This window comes from Methanolacinia paynteri, from assembly GCF_000784355.1.
Lineage (GTDB): Archaea > Halobacteriota > Methanomicrobia > Methanomicrobiales > Methanomicrobiaceae > Methanolacinia > Methanolacinia paynteri.
Genome location: NZ_KN360940.1, coordinates 61,243 through 86,861, shown reverse-complemented (window position 1 = coordinate 86,861; position 25,619 = coordinate 61,243). Strand labels below are relative to the sequence as shown.

Genomic DNA, 25,619 nt, shown 5'->3' with positions numbered 1-25,619 from the left:
AATCGGGATTTATGGATGCAATACATATATTTGATTAGGATAACCAAATTCTTCGATGTATTCACCTGCAATGAATCCGAATTTCTCATATAGTGCTCTTGGTGCAATTCCTTTTTCATCGTTTTCTCTAAATGTCGTAACAATGATATCCTTATTTTGATCTAATTCATTTATTGCTTTTTCAAGTAGTTTTGCCGCAATTCCACATCTTCTATATCCGGGCGAAACACCTAAACAACAAATCATATTATGCTCTCTCGAAAATAGAAGCACTCCGGTTATTTCTTTTCCATTTTTCACGCACAAAGCTCGTGTTTCGTCCATAAACTCCAAAACCGTTTCTTTGTGCTCATCTAATTTCTCTTTTGTTTCCAACCCCGGATAATTCCAGCTTATCTCTTCGACAAGTTTCATCCATTCATCAATATCATTACATTTTCCCCATTCTACCTGCACAAAATACCTCCGGCAAATTCCTGATCAATATCCTCATCCTGCTAAATAAATCCAGCCCTGTCATTTCCGTTTCTTCCTGCGCCTCCCCCCAAAAAAAAGCAGTGCATTAATAAGCACACTAACCTCAAAAAGTTTCAGGAATCATACCAAAAAAGAACTCAATATTTTTATATTGTAAATGTTGATATATTTACTTATGTTCCTCCCCACGAACGAGAAACAATTTGTGTTCTGGAAGATGCGTCGCAGCGGGATGCAGAATATTTCCATTGCAAACGAGCTGGGCATCACAAGGCAGGGAGTATCCCAGGCCCTCCGCACGATGGACAGGAAGATAGATGCATCACTCAGGGAGATGGCGCAGGCGAACCGGATCCAGATCAAAAATATCGATGCAGAACGTGGCATCCTGTCCGGATGGTCGGTCCCGTTCCGGACCAGTGCCTATATATTTGTCTCGGAGAAGCACGGCATGCAGGTCTGGTACGAGCATGAAGGCGACTGCGGGTCCTGTGACGAGTACACGAAGTGCATCGAGTTTATCTGGGATCTTGCATCTGAGCTGGGGATTTCGATCGAAAAGGTCCAGGACCCGACAGAGATGGCAGATGAACTTCTCGCAAAGATCCGGGAGGATCAGGTATGACCTGCGAACCTGAAATTACCGAACACCGGTTCGGCCTGTGCCCGAAGCAGCCAGTGGTCTGCACCTCGCAGACGGATTTTGAAGATAAGCACGAACCGGTTTATGTTGGGAGCCCGGATGGCGGAGGCGGGATATCCGGATCTGTCCGAAGAGGAATAGGAGCGGCCCTGTCGGGGATGAAGACACTGAACCAGAACAGGCAGCTCCTCTGGTTTGCGGCTCTCGCCGGGCTTGTGCTGGCCGGGAATACAATCGGCCAGTCTTCACGTTACTTCATCCTCTGGAACACTGACTTGCAGCTTGGTATAATGAATAAAGTCCTGGTGTTTTTTATTGAGTTTGCAACAATGTTCTGCCTGGTGTTCCTGCTGGCCGGCCTCTTCCTGAGCATCCCGCAAAAGAAAGGAGTCTCGTCTTCGTTTTTTGCCGGGCTTGCAGGAGCGAAAAAATACCTGAAGCCAATCTTCCTGTGGTCTTTTATTCTGGCATTCGCAGGTATGCTTCTCGTCGAGATTTTTACTTTACGGTCACTGCTTTGGTGGCCGCATGAGCTCTCTAAATTCAATTTATTCGGGTATTTCTATAATTTCCTTTTCAGCACGCTCAGCCAGTTCCCCTTCAACCTCTCTCTCCGGTGGGACCTCTTTACCGAGATCCCGGGTTATGGAGGACGATCGGTTTTGTTCTGGATATATCCGGGGTTAGTGGACACCCTGATCATTTCGGCGATCAACCTGCTCCTTCTGATCCTGACCCTGTTTGTCGTGCCGCTGATTGTTCTTGAACAAAAGACACTCCGTGAGGCTGTTGCGGGATCGTTTGCCCTGATGAAAAAGATCCGTGTTGAGGCAGCTGCCTGTGTTGTCTTCATTGGAGTTCTAGTATTCGGCGTGTTTCTTGTATACATGCTCGTTGAAGCGGCACATGGTATGCTCGCACCACTGGAGGTCATCAGTTATAGACCCTCTGCTACATGGACTGCCATCGGTATCTTCTATGATTTCATACTATTCAGCGTTGCGTTTGTTATGGCGACAGTCGGAGGAATTGCAGTGCTGGATCTTTATAATTCTGCAAAGAGCAGGCAGGAATATAGATCTTAGAACCGGAATACTGCCTATAATCTTTTTCCTGCCCGTATCATGGAGGGGCTTATAGCGGAACATAAAATCACAAATATCATAGGAAACAATTTATATTGTAAATATTGATATATTTACATATGATACTACATGGTAGTAGACAAAAGTTTGCGATGAGAACGGCAATCCTTCTTGTTCTCATCGTCGGGACGGTAGTCGTCCCTGTTTTAGGCGCAGCAACAGATACGGGGGTCACCATCTCTGCAGATGGCGACCAGTCCTATTATCTTGGAGAAAAAGTGGTCCTGCGAGGCCAGGGTTCAGGTGCAGATTCCGTGTACCTTTTCCTGACAGGTCCTAACCTCCCGGCGGGAGGTGTCAACCTTGAATCGCCGGACGATGCAGTGTTCAACGGAGACCCGGACTCATTTACGGTTGTGGAAACAGGACCTAATAACACCTGGGAATATTCGTTTTACACTGCCAATCTTAACCTTGATGCAGGGTCTTATACTCTCTATGTCGTGAGCAGCCCCACGGCGAAGAACCGGTTCGATAACTCGACGAACTATAACATGACCAGTATTATACTCAAAAAACCCTTCATCACCGCGGAGATCTCTCCTGCAAATGTTGTAAAAGGGCAGCCTTTTTCGATTACAGGGTTTGCGGAAGGAGTTCCTACTGAAGTTCAGATCTGGATCTTCGGCGACTCTTATTTCAATACGACAAAGGTACCGGTAAACATCGATGCATCGTTTACGTTTGATGCCGATGCGGCAATGTCCGCAGAACTCCCGGAAGGTCAGAATTATCTCGTCGTTGAACACCCGATGATGGACGATCAGTTCGACTTCGTTGTCGCCGGGGATTATGTTCGCAACGTGAAACAGAACAACGGTATAAATGTCTTCAAAATCTTCGGTTACGGAAGACTGGACGGCGTAGATGCTGCTGATGCACTCGTTGATGCATTCAACAGCCAGGAGGCAAGCGGCGGATCATATAACAGTGATACTTATACCATAATTCCGTTCCGGGTTTCAGTTTATTGAAATCACTGGAAAGGAGTATAATCAAAGAACAGGTGAAAAGTTGTGGCATATCAAAACATACCACATCCGGGAAAACGATCCGGAAATACCTGTCAGGGGCATTTACAATACTTAGTAATGCCTGATCATTCCTCTTTTTTTGTTTCTGTTTTTTCCGCTTCGCTGAAGATACAATGTTACGCATCAATACCGGTCATCATTTTTTATTTTAGGACGACAACGGCGAATATCAATACCTTTTTCGGCTCACTCCGTTAAAATAGATCCTTAAGGTGCGATATATGTCCTCTAATTCTTCCCTGCCCGGCAGGCGGATGGTCTATTTTCTCTTTATGCTCGGATTTTTCGCAATATTCTCGACGACAATATCCAAAAATCCCGTGCTCCCGCTCTTTTCGCAGGCCTTGGGCGCCGGGGATGCCGTAATCGGCCTGATCGCAGCGGTATCCCCCCTCGCGGGAATTCTCTTTTCATTTCCCGTAGGAGTTATCTCGGATCATCTTGGAAGAAGGAGACTGCTTATCGTATCCGGTCTGGTATTCCTCTCCGCACCATTGCTCTACCTTATCATAAACAATCCGTTCTGGCTGATCCCGATCCGGTTCTTCCACGGGACGGCCACCGCAATCCTCGGCCCGGTTGTCTCAGCGATCATAGCCGAACGTTTTCCGGATAACAAGGGCGAGATGCTCGGGCAGTACTCTTCTGCAACCCTCATCGGCAGAACCCTGGCTCCGGTTGTCGGTGGTTTTGTCATCTCGTTGTTCGTTATGTACCCCGGGCTTATCCCTTACCGGATAGTGTACATAGTCGCGGCACTCGCCGCCCTGCCCGTTCTTATTTTGATTCTCATGTTTAAGGAGGAGAAGCATGGAACTCTCGCCTTCGTACCGTTCTCGTCATTTCGCAGCAGTTTCGTCATGTTCTTCTCGGAACGTAAACTCCGTGCGACGGCATTTGTGGATATGGCAACTTATTTCGCCTTCGGTTCGTTCGAGACGTTCTTCCCGCTCGTTCTTTTATCGCAGGGAATTGGTGCATACCTGATCGGAGCCCTCTTTGCCGTCCAGACTTTGGTCATCGCCGCGACAAAACCGTTCTTCGGCAGGATCGCCGACAGGATCGACAAGAGAATTCAGATTGTCACCGGGCTCCTCGTTCTCGGGATTTCAACTGCCGCCATTCCGTTTGCGTCATCCTTCGCCGTATTCCTTCTCGTGAGTTCACTAATCGGTCTCGGGATCTCGCTCTCCACTGTTGCGACCAGTGCATATATCGCGGATGTCGCAGAAAAGGGGCAGATGGGTGCCTCGATGGGAGCACTCTCATCCGTCATGGACATCGGGCATTCGGCTGGCCCAATCGTAACAGGTGTCATCGTGGCAGGCAGCGGCTATGTTGCAGGATTCTTTTCGAGTCTTTTGATCGCCGTTGTGGTTTGCGGATTCTTTATTCTCTCTGTTCGTGACCGGACCGGAAACTGAAATTAAAGCCGGGGTGACGGAAGCAGATTGTATAACTCACATGCCTTTTGTCCGTCGGCAGAGAAGAGGTGGCAATCATAATATAGATTAATAGTTCAATTTTTGATCGATCTGAGCAAAACTTCCCGTAGTGCCTTTTCGATAATACATAAATGACTTCGGTTTACAGATTTGTAGATTATACTAAGCTTGAATAGTTATTATAAATTAAAAAATATTATCCATATTCCAAATATCAGCAGAAAAATTCCACTGATTATTTGAATTTGTATTCTGTAATTGCGAACTTTCTGAGTCAACGTTGCGCCCCCAATTATACCAATTGCAAGGAATGGAGTAAGAATTCCTCCACAAAACGTAAGGAGTTGTGTTAATGCTGAAATCGAACTGCTATTGAACATTTGCTCAATGAGTACTAATAACATTGGTGCGGAACAAGGAACCTTTACAACTGAGAATAAAAGACCCAGTCCAAAGAGACCAGTCCAACTACCTATATATTGTTTGGATTTATTATGGAAGTATGTATCTATAGAAGATGGTGTTTTAATAATCCCAATAAGATTTAAGCCAAATATTAGAGAAATCAAGCCTGCGATTATGGATAGCCATCTGGTATCATCAAATGATCCAAGAGAAAAAATTATGGCAGTGCCTATTATGATATATGCAGTTATCAGCCCGAAACCAAACATAATTGCCATGCATATTCCTGATTGGACACCCTTACTTTTACTTGCTGTAATGGTGAAAATAAATCCTAATATCGCCATCAAACATGGGGAAAATCCTGCGAATAATCCTAAAGAGTAAGCCACGGGAATACTCAGGTTAGGTTGTATAGTGCTCGTATTGGTATTTTCATTTGATTGTTCAATTTGTAGAGAATTAATTTTTTCTCTAAGGTTTTCCTTTGTTATTTCATTTTTAGGAATTTTAATTTCGTTATTTATCACAATTGCAGGAACTTCGAAAAAACCAAATTTTTTCCATCTATTATAGCCATCCAGTGTACTTGTATCGATCCATTCAATTATTGTATCATTGTATGAATTAGCAAATTCAGCAATAAGAGGATCTGTTTTTTCGCAATCGGGACAATTTTGTTGGTGAAAATATTGGATTGGAATTGTAGATGTATTTGCTGATGCAATTATTATATAGGATGATAAAATACAGAGAATGAGTAAATATTTTTTTTTTTCAATCATAACCAATACTGTTCCATTAATTGTTTCTAACTTCTGTCAATTCTGTTACAATCTGGAAGTCAATAGGAACCTCACGATATATTTTTTCAAAACCAAAAAATCCTTGATAAGATTCTGATAGATCTGCACTTATTACTCTATGATGATTAAATGATGACCTAATTAAAATTCCATTTTCTAGATTAATCCAATTTTCACCTGTGTAATAACCATATTTTTCAGAATTAAGTGTCTCATTTTTAGATACTATGGATTCTTTTATCGAATAATTTACTGTTTGCTTAATTCCAACACAATCAAAATTGCCAGATTCGGTTATAATTACTTTTTTGCCAATAATTTCAAAATCAGAAGTTCCGGTGGCCTCATATTTTATTGTTCCATTTTTCGTTATAGAATCACCAGACTTATCAAATACCGTTGTCCATTCCATGCCTGGTTCAACTGTTTTTTCAGGAAATTCTAACAAATTTGGGAATTCAGGTTGGACTTCTGGAATAATTGGTGTTTTTGAATTAATATCTATAATTTTCCCCTGATCTGTTCTTTGGATGATATAACTATTTTCAACTTCTGCTGAACTAGCTGTGGTTAAAACATACTTTTCGTAAATGTCTTCATTTTCTGCCTTATCAACAGACATTTCAAGATTTTTTAATACATTTAGTGATTGCTCTTTTGATGAAATATTTATCTCATAATCATATTCCTGATTATCCTGTATGTCGTATTTTAAGAATGAATCTTGATATGATATAGGACTGTCAGTTGACTGTATACTAATCAAGCCTATGCTTAGAATAAATAGTCCAAATATGGCAATTAATGCTATTTTAGTGTAGATTTTCATAATTAACTTCACCTCTTTTAAGAGAAAAATTCAGAGTAAAAATTAGTAATAATATACCTGATAGTGTAAATACAAGTGCTGTAATTTGATGGTTTACTTTATATGATGAATAACTAAATGCGAAAAAAGCAAAACTGTATGATAAGAAAGAAAGAATTAGTAAATATTTTGATAATTTTTTACGACTTTCAGTGATACCAAAATTAAGCAGTATTATACCAATTCCAACCATTATGATGTATAAAGAATCGATAAAATTTGACATTGCTTCGATAATGCCTCCGGTTACACAGAGAAGCCCCGTAGCCAGAACAATAATGAAAAAAATGGTTTTTCTTTGATAATTCATGATTAATAACACCTAAATCAAGGACATTTATGGTCACAACACCATTGATTTCCAGCCTCACAACAGGCATCTGCGCATGTACAAATTGCTGCAAAACAGGTAAGACTACATGCTCCTACCATGCATAAAGTGCAGGCATATCCATCATCTGAGGCCACTGCTTCCGCCGCACAAAGTCCTGCGCACGTTGCACACCCAACAATACATGCAGCTGCTGAAATAACACACATTGAAATACCCTTGCTATCAGCTAAAGCATCACCCTTTATCAATATTGTAGTAGTAACTCCTGTTTTTTCATTTTTAATGAACAGGATTGATTTCTGATCCTCATCCTTTATTCCATAAACAGCAGCTACTACTGCAAAATCGTCAATATTGCCATCTTGATTTGGTACTTGGGCTTTGAATGCTTCTATATGTTGTGCTGTATATCCTTTTTTCAGTAATTCAAATTCTAATGTTTTGAATTTTTCATTCAGATTCGCTTCATCAATATAACTTATCTGATCCTGTATAGCTAATTCTGTAACTACTGGTTTTGTATCAATGGCATTATTACTGGCACTATAACATGCAGTTCCCGGTTCACAAGCCATTGCAGGAGTTATTCCAACTACTAATAGCAGCATCATAACAAGTAGCAGGCTAGGAATTTTTAAGATAAATTTTTTCATTCTTTTCACCTTCATTCATTTAAAACCGGAAAAAGGAGTTGTTTAGGATTTGAACTATTTTCTGTTGCTTTAAGACTCCTTTTCAATCACGGTTTCGTTTCAGAGATAAAATATCTCCTGACTTACAACAACCGGTATACAAACTTTAATCTGCGTTAATGCTGACAAATGTTAATGCCGGTTGCATTTGTTGGTGGATTATCAGGGAAAGACCTTGATTGAACAATCTGACTTGTAATCCCATCATAAATCCAGCCGGTTAATTTTTCAGGAAAGGTTCGATGGAGAATTTTTCGCTCCACCTAGCCCCCAAGTTAGTCTCTATGGTTAATGCATATATAATGACTTTCACCATACTCTTGAACAAATGATGAGAATTGTCCGAGAAAAATTTATTTCGAGATGATTTTCAATGGTGATGCTAACAGATAAATTAAAACTTTCGTTCTTTGCATTAATACTCCATCAGATGTCTGGAAATTTTTCTTTGCGCTATCGACATTAAAAAAATTTTTGCAGAAATTGCTAAATAATTGATTAATGAGTTTTAAGAGGAAAATTTAGAACTTTTCTCTTATTTTTCAGGAATTTTTTGATATACCTGTTCAAGATCTGAATTTATGACTTTGTAGATACCCAGTGAAAAATTGATCTTTGAAGTTCGATCGTTATGCTATAGATGACGGAGAAAAAATAATGATTTTGATAATGAATCTAAATACAAAAAGTATTCAGTTAAGATTTTGTCTAGTATATAGTTGTTTCAAAATTAATAAATTGTAAAGTAAAACTTAAATAGGACGAAAATAAGGCCAAATTGCCGATTTTAGCATCCACACAGAAGCTCCAGAATCCATTATCTCTTCTCTGTTCGATATAGACATCGTCCAAAAAAAAGAGGGCAAATACGGGCCGTTATATCGATGCAATACTGGCTTTAATCGCTTAAATAACTCCATATTGGCGTTTTCCAAAACGGGTCTTCAAAATGCCCCCTTAAATGCGAAAATAAGCCCAAATTGCCGTTTTTTAGGTATCGCCCATCTCATGAAAATAGGTGTATTCACTTGTCGGTTGGAAAAGTTACTATAAGTTCCATACCGTTTTCAGGGATCATTCACTATTCTTTGTTGTTTCCAATGCAGCCGTAATGATGATATTTCTCATTATCGCCAAAATCAGATATAGATTCCATTACCTATGTTGAAGATATGAAGGAGGATTATAGTTCATTAAGAATTGAAAATATCGTCGCTACGGGATCAATTGCAGACTCCATCGATCCGGAGTTCATTGCAAAGACTCTCCCGAACTGCACATTCAACAAAAAAAAGTTCCCGGGAGCGGTTTATCACCTGAAAAATCCTAAAGCCGCTGCTCTTATCTTTGCGTCAGGCAAGGTCGTTCTCACCGGGGTCAGGAACAATGAAGATCTTTCGATAATCCTTCAAACTCTTCAGAACGACCTGAAGGAGGCAGGAGTAACCTGCTTTGATGAACCGCAGATCGCGGTCACCAATATGGTTTGCTCGTATGATCTTGGATATGCACTCAACCTCAACAGAGTTGTAGTAACGTTAATGGACAGTGAAAGTGTAGAATATGAGCCGGAAGTCTTCCCCGGACTTGTTTTACGAATTTTTGAACCAAATATAGTATTTCTTCTCTTCGGGTCAGGAAAGATCATTATAACAGGCGGAAAGAACATTGAGGATGTTAAAAGGAGTGTCGGAATTCTCAGGGAAAAACTCAGTATTGTAGGTCCTAAATCTGTTCCATCTGAAAAATAATGAGATTTATACAAGATAGATTACCGTTATCACTCAATTGTGTATCGTATTACGGTTAAAAATTTGGGAAAGGGATGTGTTGTCAGGTCCGTTACTGTCTATGGTGTTCCACGGGAGGATATGATCGTTCATTTAGTTGATGATGGGGCGGAGTATGATGTCATGGTTGAGATCGGGGAATAATTAGTGATTGTGTGTAGTGGAAAGAAACAGGCCATGCAGATGTTAATGGATTCAAATACCTTAATTAGTGTTTTTGCCTTGAAAAAATCCAATATTTTATTCCTTATATATTCAGTAAATTAAACAAAAACGCAAGTTTGCGAATTTAAGATGGGGTTTTCTCCAGGGTAAATTTTTTTTATTAATTTATCTAAACTTGATTCAGTCTATTTCATACTGGAAACCTTTTTGCCTTGTATAAATAAAAAAATGCTATATGTATCGCTTTCCTCAAAAAATCAGACACTTTTTTTACAAAACATTTATTGGAAACCGAATAATTAAATTTGAAAACCCAATCAAAGTTATTAATGGGGACCGCGTTTGGTTTATCTCTGATATGCACTTTGGCCATAGAAATATTATTAATTGGTGTCGTCCTGAATTTAAAAACATTAAAATTATGCATCAGCGTCTTATTTCGAATTGGAATTATCACATTGGTCACTATGATCGAGTATTTTGTTTGGGCGATTTCGGAGATTTCAGGTATTTCAAAAAATTAAATGGAAAGATCACACTTGCCAAAGGGAATCATGACAATAAACAGTGGAACAAACAATTCATTATACAATATCGGGATATGAAATTTTTAGCCATTCATGATCCAGATAGCCGGGACACAAGATGGTTTGATGGAGATTGGATAATTCATGGACACACACACATCAATTCGCCATTTGTCGATATCTACAGAAAGAGAATAAATGTCAGCGTAGAAGTCATCAATTACACACCTATCAGTATGGAGGAAATTTATACTATTATTCAAGAGAGCAAAAATTACGGAGACAATCGACAATCCCTATGAATTATTCCGTTTTTCCAATTGTATTTTTTCTCAAAAGTTTGTATTATTATTCCGAAAATCCAAAATCAAAACTCAAAAAAGACAGGAGAGACAGATAGAAAAATAATCATGGATCTCATTATCGGCGGAGGCACTTACGGGAAACTGGCACTTGAAAAGATCCGGGACGATGGCAGATTAATCGTGGTAATCGATGAAGATCCCGGCTGCATCGTGCAAAAAGAATTCCGTCTCCCGGAGATCTCCGGGGATGATACCCTCCCGGAAGAGGGATCTGTCTTCATAAAAGGGAGCGTCGAGACCGCCGCCGGGTTCGTCGCGGGATCTTCAGAAAATTCCGGTCCGGGAGAATATATGAAAGCAAGGATCTTTCCGACCGCTCCGGTTCATATCGCAGCAGGGATCATATCCGAACTATGCGGATTCGTTCCCGACCCGGAGAGAGCGGAAGCAGCAGCCGGTTCAATCCCCGAAGAACTCATTGCCGGGAAAAAAGATGCAGATATCTACTGCACCCTGAACAAAAAGGAACCGTGCCTTCCACTTTGTTCTTCGCCGAAGATCTGTCCGGTGACAAAAGAAAGGCGTGATGTACCGTTATGGGAGACTCTTGAAAATTGTCTCTCCGGTGACAGGAAGCCCGGGCTGCCTGCCTCATTCGTAATCGAAAGCCGGCAGCTTTGTCCCGGCCTCGGCTATATCGACTATTCCGATCTAACTGATGTGATAAAAAAAGCGTGCAGGAAGGATTCAGTCCTTGTGGGAACGGCCTGCACCTGTCACGGAGTTGTCACCGCACTTAAGAAGACTTAATCCTGAACTTTCCCCCGGGAACTTTGATCTCGAAGTTCACGCCCTTCCCCGGCTCGCCGTTCTCTTCGATCGTTATTCCCGTGATCGAGAGGATCTCTCTTGAGAGGAACAGCCCGAGTCCGGTATTCTTCCCGAACCCTCTCGTGAAAAGTTTCTTTTTGTCCTCCTCGCTGATGCCGACGCCGTTGTCGCGGTATGATATCGTGACCCCGTCGGCGGTCTCCGAGTATGAGAGCCCGATCGAGGTTATGTGCTCCCCGTGGCGGAGGGAGTTCTCCATAAGATTATAGAAGACCTTCCCTGCGAGAGGATCGGCGAATATCTCCAGCCCTTTCAAAGAATTATCGACAGCGATGCCGTCCATGTCGAGCTGTCTCTCCGCCTCGCCGACGATCTCCCCTGCATCCTGCCATCCCGGCTCCTCGACCCCGATATCCTGGTAATATCTCGTGAACTCGATCTGGTGCTGGATCGCATCCACCGCGTCCTTCTCCTTCAGTATGTACTCCTGGAGAGAAGGATCGGTCTCAAGCTCCTTCGAAAGATCGAGATAACCGTTGATAACCATAATCATGTTCAGAATATCGTGCCTTGTAATAGAAGAGAGCATATTGAGTTTGTTGTTTGCCTCCTTCACCGCCTCCTCCGCACGTTTCCGTTCGGTGATATCGCGGGTGACTGCCAGGATCACCTTCTTTCCCGTGAGAGTGACGATATGGGAGTTGATCTCCAGCGGGATCGCCGTGCCGTCTTTTCTATAGTGTTCGGTCTCGAACCTCACGTGTCCGGCCGAATGGAGTTCGGTCATGATCTCTTCAAACGGCCTGTTGAATTTTCCCGTGCTTAACTTAATCGGACCTATCTTCAGCAGTTCTTCCTTGGTGTAGCCGGACATCCGGCAGGCGACGTCGTTTATGTCGATATAGTTCGCCGGAGACCCGTTCTCCCCTATCGCGATAATCTCTATCGCATCATTTGCATTCTCGAATATGTCCCTAAACTTCTGTTCGCTCTCCCTGAGTGCATCTTCGTCGTTTTTGCGCCGGATCAGCATCCACACGTTCTTCGCGAGCAGGGACAAAACAGAGGTGTCCTGGTCGTCGTAATTCGTCGCCTTGTTTCCCACGCCGATGACGGCGACGATCCTGTTTTCATCAAAGATGGGAACCACAAGCTCTCTTGTCACCGGGACATGCCCTCCGGGGAGCCCTTTCTTTTTTGGCAGGGATTCATAATCGTTGTGGATTACGGGCTTTCGTTCCCGTAAGGCGTCCACCCATACACCCGATTCGGATAAGGGGTACTCCGTCTCCGGTCCATTCGTGACATTGCAGATTTTGAGTGTTCCCGTCGACCACGTGACCGGCCGGATCGTCTCCTCGCCGGGATTGACGAAATGAAAGAATCCGATCCTGCTGTCTGTAAGGCGCTCGGCCACGTCGAGCGTATACTTCATGCTGTCCGCAACGGACATCGTATCGATCAGGTGGTTCAGCTCCACCGATGTCCGGATTGCCTCTTCGGCCAGTTTTCGTTCGTTGATGTCGTAACACGAACCGATGTACCCTGCAAAGCTCCCGTTAAGGTCGTAGAACGGTTTTCCGCTATCGAAAAGCCAGTGGTAGGAGCCGTCGTTGTACCTGAGGCGGTACTCCATCTCGAAGGGTTTGCGTGCCTGAAAAGAGGAGGTGTAGATCTCCACGCAACGATCGAGGTCGTCGGGGTGAATGCCTTCGGTCCACCCGTCGCCCATCTCCTGTTCGGCCGTTCTGCCGGTGAATGCAAGCCATTCTTTATTGAAATAATTGCATTTCGCGTCAGTGCCGGCTCTCCAGATCGGATTAGGGAAATCGTCGAAGAGCTTCAGGAAGTAGTCCCTGGATTTTCGTACCGTCTCTTCGGCAATCTCTTTTTTGATGAGGAGTGCAATCGCCCGGCTCAGTCCCTTCAGGATGGCGTCCATGTCAGGGGAGATCTCGAATTTCGCAAAAAGTGCGAATACGCCCATGACCTCGCTGTCCCGGGGTTTCAACCTGTAGCCTGCAAAAGAGACGAGTCCAAGTTTTCCGGCCCATTCATGGTCCTCGATCTGCGGATCGTTCTGCACGTCGTTTGTGAGAAATGAGATCTCGTCGCCCGAGGCGATCTGTCCTACCTTGTAGGAGCCAAGGGGTATGCGGCGGTGAAGCTTTCCGTTGATACGGGTATACCTGCCAGAACTCGCCTCAAGGTGGAGGCATTTTTCGTGCGAGCGGCATGCATACGGCCCTTCGGTGATTCCCGCGTGAATGCACCCCTTCTCGCAGAGGTCGCCTTCTTCGATAAGCCAGATCCGGCAGAATTCCGCACCGAAGGTTTCGACAACGCCGTCGGTGATGATCTTCAGTTTTCGGTCGAGCGGTGCGGGGGAGAGAACGGACCCGAGAATTCTGTTCACGCCCGCCTGCCAGGACCTGATCTTCTTCTGTTCTTCTTCGGCTATTCCAAGCCTGGTGATATCCTCGAAGACGACTGCGAAATATTCCTTCTCCGGGGAGTATACGGAGATCCTGAGCTTCTTTGAAACAGGTGCAAAGTCGATCTCGAACTTTTCGGGTATACCTGTTTCCGCAACCCTGCCGTAGATCTCGAAAAGTTCCGGGTATCCCTCCATGATGCCCCTGATCGCACTGGTGACCTTCATGCCTGTTATGTTTTTCAGGCCGGTTATCTCCTCGAATGCCGGATTTACGGAGATATAAACCCAGTCGACAGGTTTTCCCTCCCGGTCGTACAGCATCCTGCAATAGGCGAATCCTTCCGGCATCGAGTCGAAGAGGTTGCGGAATTTCTCGCTGTTCTCCCCCGGGCCCTCCTCCGTTTTCTTCCGGCCCGTGTGTCGTTCGTGGCGGTCGTTCATGTTCAAAATCCTCATTCTGCAGGCATTTCGTGTCGCCTAAGTCGTAATGATCTGCAATTTATCACGTATATATATAAAATGTCCGGCAGATTCGGGCAGTTTATGAAAATATGCGGGCGGAAATATCCGGTTTTCATTACGGCACTTTTTGTCCCCGGGAAGAGAGGTGCAGGACCTGTCCCGCCGGTTATTACCCGCTTTCTCCGCGAACTCGTCCTGTGTTCTCCCCTATAATTCTGAATTGATCCTGAATTTCCCTTTAGGAACATGGATCTCGAATCTTGCACCTTTTCCCGGTGTTCCCGTCTCTTCTATAGTAAGGCCGGTGATCGCCAGGATCTCTCTTGACAAAAAGAGGCCGAGCCCTGAGTTCTTGTAATATTCGCGCCTGAAGATCTTCTCCTTTACACCTGCAGGAATCCCCACCCCGTTGTCCTCGCAGACTATGATGAGTTCTTCGGGTGTCTTCAGGGTGTAAAAGGAGATCTCCGTTATTGTCTCCCCGTGTTTGATCGCATTGTCGATTAAGTTGTAGATCACCTTCTCAAAGAGCGGGTCGGCAAATATTTCCACATTCTTAATATTATTTTTATGTTCGATATCACCGAATGATGAGGTTTTTGAGACTTTGTTCACCAGATCCCCGGCATCGAACCAGCCGGGAGCCTGTTCTCCGAGATCTTTATAATACCCCGTGAATGTTATCTGCCTCTTGATTGTCTCGATTGCACCGGAGATCCTTTTGATGTAATCTTCCGCCTTTGTCCCGGGAGGAACCAGCTTATCCATTTCAATCAGTCCCAGGTACCCGGCAGCGCCCGTGATCTGGTTAAGGATGTCGTGGCGGGTGATGCTCGACAACAGGTTGAGCTTCCTGTTTGCCTCCTTCAATGCATCTTCTGATTTCTTGCGCTCGGTTATATCCCTCCCTATACCGAGAACGCCTGTAACATTTCCATTGGAATCGTACACCGGAGTCTTGATCGTCTCAAGGTATACGAGCCGGCCGTCATCGGCAAATGTTATCCATTCGTCGTTTACCGTTGGTTTCCCTGCCTCGACCGCCTGCCTGTCTTTTTCACGGAAGAAATCAGCCTGTTTCTTCTCAAGGAAATCATAGTCCGTTTTGCCCTTAATCTCACTTTCTTTCGCACCGAAGAGGTGCTCGAACTCCGGGTTGCATACGAGGTATACTCCGTTCTCATCCTTGAGCCAGATGAGGTCGGGTATGGTCTGAATAAATGTACGCAGCTGTCCTTCGCTCATTTTAATGGCTTCTTCCGCCTCTCTTCTTCGTGTTATGTCGTCAATGATGACCCTTGCACCTTCGGGGGTATCGCCGTTCAGCACAGGTGAGATATGGAGCCTGAGATAGAGTTTCTTTCCCCATACCGAAGTATATTCAATCTCGAATTCGGGGTAATCCGCACCGCTCTCTATCACATTCCTCAGGGTATCCGCCAGTCGCGATTTTATGATATTTTCCGTCTGCAGGAGATTGATCTCCATAGTCTTCTCAATCGAAGGAGAGCCGAGCATCCTGGGGACCTTGTTGTTCACGTACGTGATTTTGCCGTTCCTGTCGCAGGTGAGAATTCCGATCGGTGCATTGTCTGCAAGGTCGCGGTATCTCATCTCCGAGATTCTCAGTTCCTCTGCGATGAGCTTCCTGTCGGTTATATCCTGGACCTGTACGAGATACCCGGAGATCGAATTCGTGGGGGTCTTCAGGGGTGTTATGAGAACATTTAACCAGATCGTCCCCTTCCGGGATGTTGGGTACAGGTTTAGATCCCTGACCTTCTCGAAATCGAATTCCGATTCGTACCTGACTATCTCTCCTTCGGCGAGCATTTTCTTCTGTTCGTCACCGATGTGGGGATCGCCGAAGATGAAAAAGTTTTTGAGCAAATCTGTGTTTTCCACTCCTAAAAGCTTCAGGCAGGAAGGATTCGCGTGAATTAAATAGCCGTCCTTGTCGTACAGCTCTATTGCAATCGGGGAGTTGTCATATATCACCCTGTATTGCTCTTCGCTCCTCCGGAGTGCCTCTTCCGCTTCTTTTCTCCGGGTGATATCTCTTGCAACCGAGAGGATGTAGTCACTGTTATTGTCGTTCTTTATTAGGTGAGCATTTACTTCGACAGGAAATATAGTCCCGTCGGCCCTCAGGTGTGATGATTCGAACGTGTGATCGCCTTTTCTGTAAAGGGCTTCGATATGCTCTTTTGTCTCTTCCTTACTGTTATCCGGTATAATATTGAAGACAGTGAGACGGCGTAGTTCGTCACGGGTGTAGCCGAGGCTTTCACATGCACTGCTGTTTACTTCAAGAAACCGTCCGGGTGATCCGTTCTTCTGATCGATCTCGTGAAGGAATATGCCATCTCCGGTACTTTCGAAGAGCATATGATAGCGATCCCTGCTCTTCTTCAGTTCTTCGTTCGCTTTATCAAGTTCGTTATTTTTTTCTTCGACCTTCTTCTCGGTCTCTTTTATTCTTTCTATAAGAACGGTTACGAGGGAGGCGATCGCGATAAAGATAAAAGTCCTGACGATGCCGTTTTCCAGTTCCCCGATTCCCGCGAATGCCATCAGCAGGACGAAGTAGGAGAATGAGAGAATTATCGAAAAAATGAGCCCCCGGCGGAGATAAAATATGCAGGCAAGGATGATCGGGATATAGAACAGGTTCTGGAATATTATATATAAGCCGGACGAGAGGGATAGGAGACTGATGACAACTGAGAGAAGGGTTGTGACTATTATCAGCGCAGGAGCGATTCTGCTGTCAAATGCATATTCACCGTCCCTGTTCATTAATTATCCTTACCCTCATGCTGTAATCCGGAACTAACAACCCCCTTTTCTCAAATATTCACTTAAAGATTATTTATAATTATATTTCAATGCATTTTGAATTGTTGAATCTGTAAGTATGTATTATACCTTCCTTATTTCCCCATTGAGAATTGCCAATAATCTTTCTACAAAATTTTTATATAATCTGATTCTCAAGAAATTCTTCGCAAATCAATTATATTCGATATTATGATCATATGTTCCATAATCTGGAATTCTATTAAACATTTTGATTAATCTTAAATTGATTTGTTCCGATAGAAATACGATATACAAATAAAAGGTGGAATGTCCATGGTGACTAATGTTGACACATTACGGCATTTATGCTTGATTAATGAACTTGAAACATCTATTGGTTTTCTTAAAAGAGGAATTGGTGAATTACAGAGTTTGGATCGAGTAAATGATTTTTGTGAAGCTCCAATTTTTTTATTATCTTTTGGTCTTGAAAAATTCCTTAAAAGCATTATGGTTATTGTGTATTGGGAAGACCTTGAGATTCTTGAAAAATATCATAAAAAATGGGTAAAACGTAATGGTCATAATTTAGAGAACCTATTGAAAGCAGTTATTGATATTGTTGAAGAAAAAAAATATTCTTCTAAAAGACCTGTTGGGAAGGAGGATCTTGATTTTATTATTGATAATCCAGATTTAAATCATTTAATCGCCGTTCTTTCAAATTTTTCTCAAGGCGGAAGATATTATAATTTAGATATTATCATGGATAGAAAATCAAAGTTTTCTGATCCAAAAAAAGGTTGGGAAAAAATTGAAAATGAGATATTTTTTAGACGCGAAGATTTGCAAAGAAGGCTCACCGATGATCTCTCATATAATCACATATCAGAAATAATAAAAGAAATCGTTGTAATCCTAGAAACATTTTTACGTGCAATTTCGAGGTTTTTTACTTTAGCAGATATTGGCCCCCTGGGGAAAAAAATGAGTTCAATTGTGTATGATTTTCTTGTGTTAAGTGATGAAGAGATCGGAAAAAGGGATTATAATAATTTTCAAAGACATCCTAAATAATTATGAAATGTTATTAACTAAAAATTGATTTTTTTTATATATCTGATTGGTTGAAATAATGATTTTAGTGATTTTATCTTGTAAAAACCTTTTAAAAATCCATGTAATGTCCAAAAAACCAAGTACTTATGATATATATAGGATTTCCATCGATAATTATCAAGATATTTCGGATGGAACGGCTTTCAGGATAAATGAAGATATGAAATCATCTAAATCACTGTTTTCACCGGGGAAAGAAAATCACGAAGGATAATCCCGGACTTTTCTGAATGCAGGCATTGACAGATATCTTTTTGTACGGAGTGTTTTATGGTTGGCAACGAACTGGAAATACTGGCGGCTTTTGTCGTCTATCTTGGCATAATGGTCACGATCGGTTTTTTGTATTACAAAAAGACGAACAGTGTCAGTGACTATATCCTCGGGGGAAGAGGACTAAACAAGTTTGTAACGGCGCTTAGTGCTGAAGCATCAGATATGAGCGGGTGGCTCCTCATAGGAGTTCCCGGCCTGGCATACCTTTCGGGAATGTCGGTCATATGGATCGCAATCGGGCTTATTATCGGAACATTCCTGAACTGGAAATTCATCGCGAAGAGGCTCAGGGTCTATACCAAAAATGCGAACGACTCCCTTACCCTTCCCGACTTTTTCAAGAACAGGTTCGGCGACAACTCCGATATCATCGGCGCCATCTCGGCTATTTTTATCCTGATCTTCTTCCTGATATATACGTCCGCACAGTTCGTTGCCAGCGGAAAACTGTTCAATACCGTATTCGGGGTAGATTATACGACCGCTCTTCTCATAGGATCGCTGATAGTCGTACTGTATACCTTCACCGGCGGATTCAAGGCTGTGTGCCTGACGGACTTCATCCAGGGCTGCCTGATGTTCTTCGCCCTCCTCATCGTCCCGATCATGGCGCTCGCAATCCTCGGGGGTCCGGGAGAAGCAATTGCAGGAATCGAACAGATCAATCCCGCACTCTTAAACCCGTTCGTCAATCCGGACGGAAGCCCTCTTACGATCATCGCCGTCGTATCCATGCTCGCCTGGGGTCTCGGCTACTTCGGGCAGCCGCACATCCTCGTCAGGTTCATGGCGATCAAAAATCCCGGAGAAATAAAGGAAGCAAGAACAGTCGCGATGGTCTGGGTCATCATATCGCTTTTTGCGGCGGTGGCTATAGGAGTGATCGGGAGAGTGTTCCTCCCGCAGACTCTCGGGGGTTCCGAATCGGAGACTGTCTTCATGATCATGACGGGCGAAGTCTTCTTCTCCTTTTTGGCAGGAATAGTATTCTGCGGAATTCTCGCGGCAATCATGAGCACCGCCTCATCGCAGCTTCTTGTGAGTGCGTCCGCGGTCTCGCAGGATCTGTACAAGACGTATCTCAAATCCGACGCAACTGACAGGCAGCTGATCTGGATAAGCAGGTTCTCTGTTCTTGCGGTCGCGATCTGTGCAATCTTGATTGCGGTTAACCCGGACAGCTTCGTGTTCAACATCGTCTCGTATGCATGGGCGGGCTTCGGTGCGGCGTTTGGTCCGATCGTGATTATGGCGCTCTTCTGGAAGAGAACCACTCTGCAGGGAGCCCTTGCGGGAATCATCGTGGGAGGACTGACTGTCCTCATATGGATGCAGTTCGAATTCTTCGGCCTGTACGAGATTGTTCCCGGTTTCATATTCTCGATGATAGCGATCTACGTGGTAAGTATCCACACTCCTCCGCCCGACGAGGCAATTGTAAAGGTCTTTGAAGAGACGGAAAAAGAGCTGACTGAAAGTCCCGACTGAATAATTTATTCCCCCAAATTTCTATTTCAAAAAACTTCTTTATTCATCACTTTTTGAAAAAAAAATCTATGATATTTATGATTAGAAACACATCCTATAAGGAATTTTTTAGATTTCAAAGGCAATTTATATCAAAGGTTCAAGAATCTGAGATGTTTGTCATCCAAGAAATAGTTAGGTACAATTCACATATAATGGTGATAAAAAAAGTTAAAATATCTGGCATACATGGTATACTTAATAGAAATACATTGAGCTAAGGGAAGAAAATGAAAGAGCATATTTTATTGGAAAAAGCGTCTCGCTATACTTCGTCTGTTGTTGATCCCATTCCGCAAGATTGTACTTTTAAAGAAAAACAAGGTTATTGGATAAAAAACTCAACAGGAGAAATAATGATGCTGAGCGATGATTCATGTAGGCCGCTAACAAAGAAAGAAGACAGAGAAACAGGAGAAGATCAAAAAGGTGAATGATGTTAATCATTTGATCATCTCAAGCACGATTGATTATTCAACGGATTTAATTTGTTGTGAACTTGAAAGGCGTGGTTTGAACTATTTACGAATTAACAGAGATCGTTTTTCGGAATATAAAATACTATACACTCTTCAAAATGATTCGCTCTCCATCAAGCAGGGTGATCAAGTTTTTACTATAACACCAAGGATATTGAAATCTGTTTATTTCCGTGCGCCCGTTTTTCTGCGGAACATGGGAAAACCATACACACTGCAAGAACAACTATCTAAAAGTCAATGGAGTTCGTTTATTCGCAATCTCATTTCATTTGATAATGTGACATGGGTTAATCATCCAGTTTCGATATATGGTGCTGAAAATAAACTTTATCAGCTTAAAATCGCCAGACTATGTGGTTTTCCTGTACCAGAAACATATGTAGGAAATATTCTCCCGGAAAGCATTCAACCAGAACTGATATATATTGTCAAATCTTTGGATACAGCCCTTTTTTACGATAAAGGACAGGAAATGTTTACTTACTCAACAATGATTGATGGTCAGGAATTACTAAATGCTGAAATACAGTCTGCGCCGATAATTGTTCAAGAATATTTACATGATAAGACGGACATTCGCGTCACTGTCATTGGTGATACTATTTTTGCTGTTAGCATAACGAAAAATGGATTTAATATTGAAGGTGACTGGAGGAAAAACGAAAAGGAATCCCTCAAATATTCACCTATTGATTTACCTTTGAATGTTCAAGATCAAATTAAAGAGTTAATGCATAAATTGGGATTGAATTTTGGCGGAATAGACCTTGCATTGGTAGGTGATACCTATTATTTTATTGAGATAAATCCAACAGGGGAATGGGGTTGGTTGATCTTCACTGCAAAACTCCCTATTGATAAGGTCATTGCAGAGTTTCTAGTAACTGGAGGAATGTCATGACCAAAGAATCTTCTGTTAAAAGGGCATATGAAAAAATAAAAAGATGTATAAAACAAATATTTGATGCCGCTTTTCCTTTTATAGACAATTATCTAAAAAATAAAAAATTATCTAAAAAATATCCTCAAAGTATTCTCGACGGCATAGAAAATTCTGATGCAATTGGCATTGATACGCTCAAAGGTCAATATGCCGACACAATGCACACAAAAGATAAATTGGAGGATAAAGCAAAAATAAGCATTATAGGAATTACTATAGCTATTACTTTAATAACTGGGGCATCTGGAATATTAATGGTACTTTATGAAAAGTATCCTTGCTCAATTTTTTCTTGGATAGGATTTTTTCTGTATATCGGTGCTGAGATTTATCTGATTTCAGGAGGGATTCTCGCAATCAAAGTACTGTTTGATGAAAATAAAATTTCTATCATAGAACTCAGTAGTTATGCAGCAGGTGAATCCACTTTACGAGATGATTATGACAAATGTATTTCAAATAATCGTATACAGAATCTGATTCGAAATAATAGCATTTACACCTCGTATGAGTGTATACGAAATGCTCTCATTTGCATTTTTATTGTGTTTTTTATAACAGCTATACCATAAACTATCATATTGAAAAGTACCAGACGGATACATTACGGATTTTATTAATATTTTAAGAATCTTTTCTGCTGCGTGTTAGGGATTGGAGTAAAAATTACTACATTAAGAATATGGAAATTACAATCCAGCAATGACAGTGATAAATTAAATGAAGGTAGTTATAGGGAGATAAGATAATTCAGAAAGTAAATATTCCTGTAAATTAAAAGCCAATTTTGTATAATGCCTGCGAAACCATGGGCTTCGGCTGCCTGGAAGAAACAACGGGAAAAATTACTCGAAAATGCAAAGTGTGCATGGTGCGGAAGCGCTGAGAATTTAATAATTCACCATACCCATAAAACTCGGAATGCAAAAAAGAGCATTGAGCGCCCAATAATAAAAGATCTCATCCGAGAAAAAGTGGACTCTGGAGAGGTTGATAATACAAAGACAATTTTAATTTTTCGCTGTCCCGAATGTGGCTCTTCACAGGAGGTCAAAGGGAGAGTTACGACTACCTGTAAGAACTGCCGGACAAAAGTAATACTTAATCAAGTCGAGAAAAGAGAGGCAACTAAGCCAGACTATTATCTCGGCCGTGATGGCTACAAACAGTTCATTAAGCAATATTCTTTGGAGATTAAAGCACGTGTAGAAGCTAAATCTGGCATGAGCGTTAATGAACCAGATTATATCGATCTCGAATGTGATACAATCGTCCTATGTAATCGATGCCATTTCGCTCTTCATAATGGGATGCATCTTTGTCCCGCCTGTAAACAGAGATATACCAAGTACTCTTTATGCTATTCGTGCCTCCCTGAGGAAGAAAAGAGGAAAATTCATGAGAGAGGACTATATATAAGGGAAATCGAAGAGGAAGATTTGGAAGCAGACAGATGGTTTGCTGAATTTGAGTCTGCATCTCCTGAACGCCGAGAAGAGATGCTCAGGGAAGAAGATGAGAATTACAGTAAAGAAATTGAAATGATGGATTATTGAAAGTAAGTGACTCAGGTTCCATTTAAGGGAGATCATATATACACCCGGCAAAATAATTAGAATAAAAAGGGGGACTTAAGGATTTCATCGATATATTTTAGATCGTATTCCGGGCCGGTTGATCCATGGGGGCGGAAGAGACCGTGATTGAAGTTCTCGTTCTTTTTCTCGGGCCGTCGTTTTTTTCTCTTCTCATTTGGTTCGGGCTGAAAAAAATTTCTTCCCCGGCGATGAAGAAGACCGCCCTTCTGGTTTTGCCCCTCTTGTTTGTTCTCTCGATAATTTTATGGGTGCTCTTTAAACCGCATACCATAGGGCCGTCGCCGTTTATTTTCGCATTTGCCGCGATTTCGATGATCGCATTTGCAGCCGGGTATCCCGTTGCATTGGCGATGAATGTTTTTCCGGGAATATTCAAAGAAAAAGACGAAGGCTTCGTGGCGGCCCTTGCCCCCCTGATCTCGATACCTTTTATCCTTAAACTGCTTATCTCGCCGGAAGTATGGGAGGGTAAACTCTACGGCGATTATTTCTCTATCAAGATCCCACTTGTCGGGTGGGCGATCGATCCATTCACATCCGGATGGGTGCATACGACCGCCGGCGGCAGCCTGTTTCCTATGCTGATATTGTACACCGGTTTTTTTGTCGAGATGACGATGATTATGCTTCTTGTCTTCTGGTGTTTCAGGAAGGCGGCGGGAATTTCGGGTGATGGGTCATCCTAACAGGAGGATTAGAAACGGATGGAATAAGGAGTCAGGACAGTAAAAAATTATCTGAAAATGCTTCGCATTTTCTTATCCTCACATGTGTCCGAGTATTACATACCTTACTATACTTTAATCGGCGACCCCGGCACCGGCGGCAAAGCCGCCGGACGGCCCCTGCCCAGGGGCCTTGCCTTAAGATAGTTCTCTCACGGCACGCTCGGGGACCGGCAAGGGTCCCCTGAGCTGTTGAATTTAGTTTTCGGTACATTCCGCTCCGTACACACCATGAATTTACTACGGCTCGCCGTTCGAGTTCGTCAAAAGTGTTGAAGCTACAATATTTACGCGGATTAGCGGAGAACCAAAAAATGAGTTTATTTTACCAGGGATCTTCCCAGCTGCTCCGCCTCTTTGATCTTGTCGGGATATTTCGCAAGATCGTCAGGCATATAGCACTGGTTCTGCCAGACGAAACCTGCATCGGTAAATCCAAGGAACCCGAAGATGAATTTCAGGTAGTCGTTTACAGGTTTCAGCTGTTCCTCTTCCATTCCGCCGCAGGTAAGTGCAACGGCCATCTTTTTGCCCTTGGGAAAATCTGTGGAAAAGTCCGGTCTTAATAGGGCATACAGCCTGTCGATGAACGGATACGCCTGTGCGTTCAGCCTCGACCAGTAGATCGGGGAGCCGAAGACCAAAGCATCCGCTTCTGCAAGAGTGTCGCATAGATCCTCCATGCTGTCCTGTATGATGCAGCCGCTCCCGTCCTTGCAGCTGTTGCATCCCGTGCAGGGCTGGATGTTTCTCTCGCAGAGCCTTATCAATTCGGTCTCCGCTCCCTCTTCCCGTGCACCGGAGAGTATATGCTCTACAAGCGTCTGGCTGTTCCCGCCTTTTCGCGGGCTTGATGCAATACCGATTATCTTCATAGTTTATAGATAAAACATGCAATAATAAATCCTTTTGTCTCTCCCAACAATTCTACGGACTCAGTATCCTCATTTCTTCTTGAATATCTCTCTTGCCGCTGCAACTCTCTCCTCAAAGCCCGGCCCTTCCATCTCCTCGACGACGCATTTCAGGACTTCGGGGATATCGATATGCTGTGGGCACTTCTCGATACACTGTCCGCATTCGATGCACAGTGATGCATACTGCGGCTCGCCTACGGAGAGAACGCCGCCCATTTGTGAAGCATACATGAATTTTACCTGGTCGGGGTCGTCGGCGAGATTCAGGTTGTTGTAATGCTCGAAACAGAGCGGGATGTTCACTCCCTCCGGGCAGGGCATACAGTACTGGCAGCCGGTGCAGCCGACTTTCATCAGTTCACGGTATTTGCCTTCGACTCTCTTTACAAGCTGCAACTCTTCTTCGGTAAGTGAACCGGGGTATGCCTCGTCCGCGATCCTGAGGTTCTCGCGGATATTTTCATCGTCGTTCATACCCGAAAGAACGACAGTGACCTCGGGATGGTTCCAGATCCAGCGGAGCGCCCATTCGGCCGGTGTCCTCTTTACCGGTGCTTCGTTCCAGATCTCCTCAACGGACTTCGGTATCACTCTTGTCAGGTTCCCCCCGCGAAGCGGCTCCATGATGATAACTGCAAGCCCCTTCGAAGCGGCGTATTCGAGACCGGCCGTTCCCGCCTGGTTCTTCTCGTCGAGGAAGTTGTACTGTATCAGGCAGAAGTCCCAGTCGTAGGCGTCTACTATACGCCTGAAATCCTCAGTGGCACCATGGAATGAGAAACCTGCATTCACAATCCGTCCGTCGGCTTTGGCCTCGTCGAGGAAATCCGTTATCCCCAGTTCTTTTACATTGTCCCACAGGTC

23 protein-coding genes are annotated in these 25,619 nt (G+C 43.2%); 15 read left to right on the top strand and 8 right to left on the bottom strand.

Annotated elements, in window-relative coordinates:
* Positions 1-9 precede the first annotated feature (9 nt).
* Positions 10-456, bottom strand: coding sequence for a GNAT family N-acetyltransferase (locus METPAY_RS11410; protein ID WP_052418795.1), 447 nt, complete (start codon positions 454-456; stop codon positions 10-12).
* Positions 457-652: 196 nt separating this feature from the next.
* Here METPAY_RS11410 and METPAY_RS11405 point away from each other — a divergent pair, with 196 nt between their 5' ends.
* From METPAY_RS11405 to METPAY_RS11390, 4 genes are all read left to right on the top strand, one after another.
* The gene (locus METPAY_RS11405; protein WP_048152665.1) at positions 653-1,102 is read left to right on the top strand and encodes a hypothetical protein; all 450 of its coding nucleotides are present in this window, start codon (positions 653-655) and stop codon (positions 1,100-1,102) included.
* Positions 1,099-2,205, top strand: a complete 1,107-nt coding sequence (locus tag METPAY_RS11400; RefSeq protein WP_048152663.1) for a hypothetical protein — start codon at positions 1,099-1,101, stop codon at positions 2,203-2,205. Before METPAY_RS11405 ends, METPAY_RS11400 begins: the two co-directional genes overlap by 4 nt.
* Positions 2,206-2,324: 119 nt before the next feature.
* Entirely contained in the window at positions 2,325-3,239 is a 915-nt protein-coding gene (locus tag METPAY_RS14355) for a hypothetical protein (RefSeq protein ID WP_157199074.1), read from the top strand.
* A gap of 281 nt (positions 3,240-3,520) precedes the next feature.
* Positions 3,521-4,723, top strand: coding sequence for an MFS transporter (locus tag METPAY_RS11390; protein WP_048152661.1), 1,203 nt, complete (start codon positions 3,521-3,523; stop codon positions 4,721-4,723).
* Between the two features lie 200 nt (positions 4,724-4,923).
* Here METPAY_RS11390 and METPAY_RS11385 read toward each other — a convergent pair whose 3' ends face one another.
* The 3 genes from METPAY_RS11385 to METPAY_RS11370 all read right to left on the bottom strand — a co-directional run bounded on the left by METPAY_RS11385 (position 4,924) and on the right by METPAY_RS11370 (position 7,810).
* Positions 4,924-5,934 carry a cytochrome c biogenesis protein CcdA gene (locus tag METPAY_RS11385; RefSeq protein WP_048152660.1) on the bottom strand — a complete coding sequence of 337 codons (1,011 nt, stop codon included), beginning with the start codon at positions 5,932-5,934 and terminating at the stop codon, positions 4,924-4,926.
* Positions 5,935-5,950: 16 nt separating this feature from the next.
* Complete coding sequence (locus METPAY_RS11380) at positions 5,951-6,784, bottom strand: hypothetical protein (RefSeq protein ID WP_048152658.1); 834 nt, start codon at positions 6,782-6,784, stop codon at positions 5,951-5,953.
* Positions 6,785-7,150: 366 nt separating this feature from the next.
* Positions 7,151-7,810, bottom strand: a complete 660-nt coding sequence (locus METPAY_RS11370; protein ID WP_157199073.1) for a hypothetical protein — start codon at positions 7,808-7,810, stop codon at positions 7,151-7,153.
* A gap of 1,211 nt (positions 7,811-9,021) precedes the next feature.
* Here METPAY_RS11370 and METPAY_RS11365 point away from each other — a divergent pair.
* The 4 genes from METPAY_RS11365 (at position 9,022) to METPAY_RS14350 (ending at position 11,446) form a co-directional block, all read left to right on the top strand.
* A complete protein-coding gene (locus tag METPAY_RS11365; RefSeq protein ID WP_048152652.1) occupies positions 9,022-9,600 on the top strand; it encodes a TATA-box-binding protein in 579 nt (192 codons plus the stop codon).
* A gap of 39 nt (positions 9,601-9,639) precedes the next feature.
* Entirely contained in the window at positions 9,640-9,783 is a 144-nt protein-coding gene (locus tag METPAY_RS15010; RefSeq protein ID WP_157199072.1) for a hypothetical protein, read from the top strand.
* A 256-nt stretch (positions 9,784-10,039) separates the two neighbouring features.
* Positions 10,040-10,633, top strand: coding sequence for a metallophosphoesterase family protein (locus METPAY_RS11360; protein WP_052418793.1), 594 nt, complete (start codon positions 10,040-10,042; stop codon positions 10,631-10,633).
* Positions 10,634-10,741: 108 nt separating this feature from the next.
* A complete protein-coding gene (locus METPAY_RS14350) occupies positions 10,742-11,446 on the top strand; it encodes a hypothetical protein (protein WP_052418792.1) in 705 nt (234 codons plus the stop codon).
* Here METPAY_RS14350 and METPAY_RS14345 read toward each other — a convergent pair.
* Both METPAY_RS14345 and METPAY_RS14340 read right to left on the bottom strand, forming a co-directional pair.
* Positions 11,433-14,345, bottom strand: a complete 2,913-nt coding sequence (locus tag METPAY_RS14345) for a PAS domain S-box protein (RefSeq protein ID WP_052418791.1) — start codon at positions 14,343-14,345, stop codon at positions 11,433-11,435. The genes METPAY_RS14350 and METPAY_RS14345 overlap by 14 nt on opposite strands.
* A gap of 228 nt (positions 14,346-14,573) precedes the next feature.
* A complete protein-coding gene (locus METPAY_RS14340; RefSeq protein WP_052418790.1) occupies positions 14,574-17,165 on the bottom strand; it encodes a PAS domain S-box protein in 2,592 nt (863 codons plus the stop codon).
* A gap of 336 nt (positions 17,166-17,501) precedes the next feature.
* Here METPAY_RS14340 and METPAY_RS11340 point away from each other — a divergent pair, with 336 nt between their 5' ends.
* The 7 genes from METPAY_RS11340 (at position 17,502) to METPAY_RS11310 (ending at position 23,799) form a co-directional block, all read left to right on the top strand.
* Positions 17,502-18,245, top strand: coding sequence for a hypothetical protein (locus METPAY_RS11340; protein ID WP_048152651.1), 744 nt, complete (start codon positions 17,502-17,504; stop codon positions 18,243-18,245).
* A 312-nt stretch (positions 18,246-18,557) separates the two neighbouring features.
* Entirely contained in the window at positions 18,558-20,051 is a 1,494-nt protein-coding gene (gene putP, locus METPAY_RS11335; RefSeq protein WP_048152649.1) for a sodium/proline symporter PutP, read from the top strand.
* A 269-nt stretch (positions 20,052-20,320) separates the two neighbouring features.
* Positions 20,321-20,527 carry a hypothetical protein gene (locus METPAY_RS11330; RefSeq protein WP_048152647.1) on the top strand — a complete coding sequence of 69 codons (207 nt, stop codon included), beginning with the start codon at positions 20,321-20,323 and terminating at the stop codon, positions 20,525-20,527.
* On the top strand, positions 20,520-21,473 hold the full coding sequence (locus METPAY_RS11325; RefSeq protein WP_052418789.1) for a hypothetical protein: 954 nt from the start codon (positions 20,520-20,522) through the stop codon (positions 21,471-21,473). The genes METPAY_RS11330 and METPAY_RS11325 overlap by 8 nt, the downstream gene beginning before the upstream one ends.
* Positions 21,470-22,087 carry a hypothetical protein gene (locus METPAY_RS11320; protein ID WP_048152645.1) on the top strand — a complete coding sequence of 206 codons (618 nt, stop codon included), beginning with the start codon at positions 21,470-21,472 and terminating at the stop codon, positions 22,085-22,087. Before METPAY_RS11325 ends, METPAY_RS11320 begins: the two co-directional genes overlap by 4 nt.
* A gap of 222 nt (positions 22,088-22,309) precedes the next feature.
* Positions 22,310-23,071 carry a hypothetical protein gene (locus tag METPAY_RS11315; protein WP_048152643.1) on the top strand — a complete coding sequence of 254 codons (762 nt, stop codon included), beginning with the start codon at positions 22,310-22,312 and terminating at the stop codon, positions 23,069-23,071.
* A 125-nt stretch (positions 23,072-23,196) separates the two neighbouring features.
* Positions 23,197-23,799, top strand: coding sequence for a hypothetical protein (locus METPAY_RS11310; protein WP_048152641.1), 603 nt, complete (start codon positions 23,197-23,199; stop codon positions 23,797-23,799).
* 359 nt (positions 23,800-24,158) lie between these two features.
* On the opposite strand, the gene METPAY_RS11305 is transcribed toward METPAY_RS11310, so the two are convergent.
* A complete protein-coding gene (locus METPAY_RS11305) occupies positions 24,159-24,713 on the bottom strand; it encodes a flavodoxin family protein (RefSeq protein ID WP_048152638.1) in 555 nt (184 codons plus the stop codon).
* Positions 24,714-24,782: 69 nt separating this feature from the next.
* Positions 24,783-25,619: aldo/keto reductase (locus METPAY_RS11300; protein WP_048152636.1), on the bottom strand; the 837-nt coding region annotated here is incomplete at its 5' end.

Bases quoted from the DNA above. Each gene is read 5' to 3' on its own strand.
- METPAY_RS11405 (WP_048152665.1), top strand. From the start codon at position 653: ATGTTCCTCCCCACGAACGAGAAACAATTTGTGTTCTGGAAGATGCGT.
- METPAY_RS11400 (WP_048152663.1), top strand. From the start codon at position 1,099: ATGACCTGCGAACCTGAAATTACCGAACACCGGTTCGGCCTGTGCCCG.
- METPAY_RS14355 (WP_157199074.1), top strand. From the start codon at position 2,325: ATGATACTACATGGTAGTAGACAAAAGTTTGCGATGAGAACGGCAATC.
- METPAY_RS11390 (WP_048152661.1), top strand. From the start codon at position 3,521: ATGTCCTCTAATTCTTCCCTGCCCGGCAGGCGGATGGTCTATTTTCTC.
- METPAY_RS11385 (WP_048152660.1), bottom strand. From the start codon at position 5,934: ATGATTGAAAAAAAAAAATATTTACTCATTCTCTGTATTTTATCATCC.
- METPAY_RS11380 (WP_048152658.1), bottom strand. From the start codon at position 6,784: ATGAAAATCTACACTAAAATAGCATTAATTGCCATATTTGGACTATTT.
- METPAY_RS11370 (WP_157199073.1), bottom strand. From the start codon at position 7,810: ATGAAAAAATTTATCTTAAAAATTCCTAGCCTGCTACTTGTTATGATG.
- METPAY_RS11365 (WP_048152652.1), top strand. From the start codon at position 9,022: ATGAAGGAGGATTATAGTTCATTAAGAATTGAAAATATCGTCGCTACG.
- METPAY_RS11360 (WP_052418793.1), top strand. From the start codon at position 10,040: ATGTATCGCTTTCCTCAAAAAATCAGACACTTTTTTTACAAAACATTT.
- METPAY_RS14350 (WP_052418792.1), top strand. From the start codon at position 10,742: ATGGATCTCATTATCGGCGGAGGCACTTACGGGAAACTGGCACTTGAA.
- METPAY_RS14345 (WP_052418791.1), bottom strand. From the start codon at position 14,345: ATGAACGACCGCCACGAACGACACACGGGCCGGAAGAAAACGGAGGAG.
- METPAY_RS14340 (WP_052418790.1), bottom strand. From the start codon at position 17,165: ATGAACAGGGACGGTGAATATGCATTTGACAGCAGAATCGCTCCTGCG.
- METPAY_RS11340 (WP_048152651.1), top strand. From the start codon at position 17,502: ATGGTGACTAATGTTGACACATTACGGCATTTATGCTTGATTAATGAA.
- putP (WP_048152649.1), top strand. From the start codon at position 18,558: ATGGTTGGCAACGAACTGGAAATACTGGCGGCTTTTGTCGTCTATCTT.
- METPAY_RS11330 (WP_048152647.1), top strand. From the start codon at position 20,321: ATGAAAGAGCATATTTTATTGGAAAAAGCGTCTCGCTATACTTCGTCT.
- METPAY_RS11320 (WP_048152645.1), top strand. From the start codon at position 21,470: ATGACCAAAGAATCTTCTGTTAAAAGGGCATATGAAAAAATAAAAAGA.
- METPAY_RS11315 (WP_048152643.1), top strand. From the start codon at position 22,310: ATGCCTGCGAAACCATGGGCTTCGGCTGCCTGGAAGAAACAACGGGAA.
- METPAY_RS11310 (WP_048152641.1), top strand. From the start codon at position 23,197: ATGGGGGCGGAAGAGACCGTGATTGAAGTTCTCGTTCTTTTTCTCGGG.
- METPAY_RS11305 (WP_048152638.1), bottom strand. From the start codon at position 24,713: ATGAAGATAATCGGTATTGCATCAAGCCCGCGAAAAGGCGGGAACAGC.